Here is a 1,971-nt window from a genome sequence, read left to right as displayed (position 1 = left end):
CTCAGGTATGTGCGCACCTTGGTATATCGCTGCGCACATTAGACCGGAGGCGGAAAAAGGAGGTTAACCCCTTCCCTGAGCCTGACTACTCCGATGTAGGAGCGGAAAATAAGTGGTACCGGTATAAAGTGATTGAATGGCAGCATCAGGAAACCCTGCTAAAACGAACTGCCGCCCCCTCTTTATCAAATGCAGCCCGAGATTTGCGGGGCCGTATAGTAAATCGAGAGTGAGACGCAGTAAGGGCCCCGGAAGCGGGGCTTTTACTTTACGTACTCAGGATTACTCGTAATTGACTGAAGCCTCTCCCACCAGCGTGAGTAAGCCCCTTTCATTTCATCCAAGTAACTGTATTTATCATATACCGCCCAAACTCCCGGCAATTTATGCCCCAGCATCATCTCGGCAATGTGAGGGGCGGTAAGTTCCGAGAGGTTTGTTCGGGCTGTTCTGCGTAAATCATGGATCGAAAAATGAGGAACAGTAATTTTATAGGTTTTATATATATATGAACTAACGCTGCCTGGTAATGTTAAATGGAACCCTAAGGCTAAAGGGATCTCCCTGCTCGAAAAGATATAATCACCACACGAAAAATTAATGACTGCTTCCAAAAGGGGGTATATTTCAGGAATTATCGGCCTGATTAATGCTTTTTTTGTTTTCATTCCAGTTTTATGGTTTTCTGCCGGCACGGTCCAGACGCCTAACTTTAAATCAAAATCACCTTTTTTCGCTAACCGTAGCTCTGCGATACGGCACCCATAAAATAAGCATAATTTTAATAGCGTTTTATTTCTGGTACCCAACCTAGAGTGATTGCATGCATCCCAAAACAGGGCTATTTCCTGATGATCGAGAACGCGCTCCCCCACCCCTTTCTGTATACCGAAATCACGACCTGAAAGTTCAAGTAGTGGATTATGAGAAACAATCTGCCTCTTTTTGGCCCACGAATAGCATTGTTTTGCATTGCTAATAACGCGCTTAGTTATTTCACTGTAATGCTTTGATAGCTTATCCAGCAAAGGAAGCCAGTTATGTACTGTTAGTTCCTCGGCTGGGTATTTGCCAATCTTGGGGAAAACGTGAATTTCGAATGATCGCATGATCTGGACAGAACTTACCTTTGGAGCAAAAACCATCGAGTGCCACTCTCTGAACATAGCCTCAAACGATAGCTGATTAGATATTTTCTCTCTATCTAAATCACGGCGCATCTTTGGGTTATTTCCGGCAGCTAGTACACCAGCCCATTTAATGACCTCATCTCTGGCTACCTTCAAACTAACGGCCGGATAGCTGCCTAACGTCATCTTTTCTTGCTTGCCGTAATATCTATATCGGTAAAAGAAAGTGACAGCACCTTTAACCGATAGGCGAACCCATAAGCCGTCACGGTCTGACTTTTCTTCAATCTTATCTCTCGGTTTTCCAAGGTTAGATCTAAGGTAACTATCTGAAATTGCCATAATATTAACCAGACTGTGTCCATTGATTTTTGATTATCATTGCGAATGATACAATATGGACACAGTAATGGACACAACTATAATGGCTAATGATGGCGGGGATTGTCTTGCGGTGACGGCGGATGTACTAAAATAATCGTTATTTATTATCTATTTAATCAATTTTTTGGCGTTACTTGTCATGAGTTGACTTTGCCGTGATGATTAAGAGCAACAATAATGGGTGAAGTCGAGCTCGACATGTTTATTTCCTGTAAGACTATTAACACCGTGTACCCGAGTATCAGGTACTAATATATTTTCTATTGACCATCTAATCCGCGAATCGGCTTAACGGTTGACCACGCCCGGCAAGACGGGCAGTGCCAATAAAGCGAACTTGCCGTCAGACCGCACTTTTCACAACGATAGCGCGGCTTAGTTCTGATTTGCTCGCCAACCATATTGCGTAAAACAATCAGGCTTTCTTTAGCCCGGCCTTCTTCAGCATCCGCTAACT

Annotated in this window: 2 protein-coding genes and 1 pseudogene; 1 reads left to right on the top strand and 2 read right to left on the bottom strand. The window is 43.7% G+C overall.

Features of this window, described 5'->3' with window-relative positions; translation table 11 throughout:
- On the top strand, window positions 1-233 hold a 233-nt coding region (gene xis, locus YWE_RS29905), incomplete at its 5' end, for an excisionase Xis (RefSeq protein ID WP_071605919.1).
- Between the two features lie 30 nt (window positions 234-263).
- Here the strand turns inward: xis and YWE_RS0120835 are convergent.
- Both YWE_RS0120835 and YWE_RS28235 read right to left on the bottom strand, forming a co-directional pair.
- Window positions 264-1,472: a tyrosine-type recombinase/integrase gene (locus YWE_RS0120835; protein WP_029096204.1), complete on the bottom strand. Its 1,209-nt coding sequence runs from the start codon at window positions 1,470-1,472 to the stop codon at window positions 264-266.
- Between the two features lie 302 nt (window positions 1,473-1,774).
- Window positions 1,775-1,971, bottom strand: a pseudogene (locus YWE_RS28235) (lipopolysaccharide assembly protein LapB); the annotation flags it as partial.

The sequence above is a fragment of the Budvicia aquatica DSM 5075 = ATCC 35567 genome, assembly GCF_000427805.1.
GTDB classification, from domain to species: domain Bacteria; phylum Pseudomonadota; class Gammaproteobacteria; order Enterobacterales; family Enterobacteriaceae; genus Budvicia; species Budvicia aquatica.
Note: the sequence above shows the minus strand (reverse complement) of the source record. Positions and strands in the feature narration are given on the sequence as shown.

Coding starts and splice junctions, on each gene's coding strand:
- YWE_RS0120835 (WP_029096204.1), bottom strand. CDS start 1,472: ATGGCAATTTCAGATAGTTACCTTAGATCTAACCTTGGAAAACCGAGA.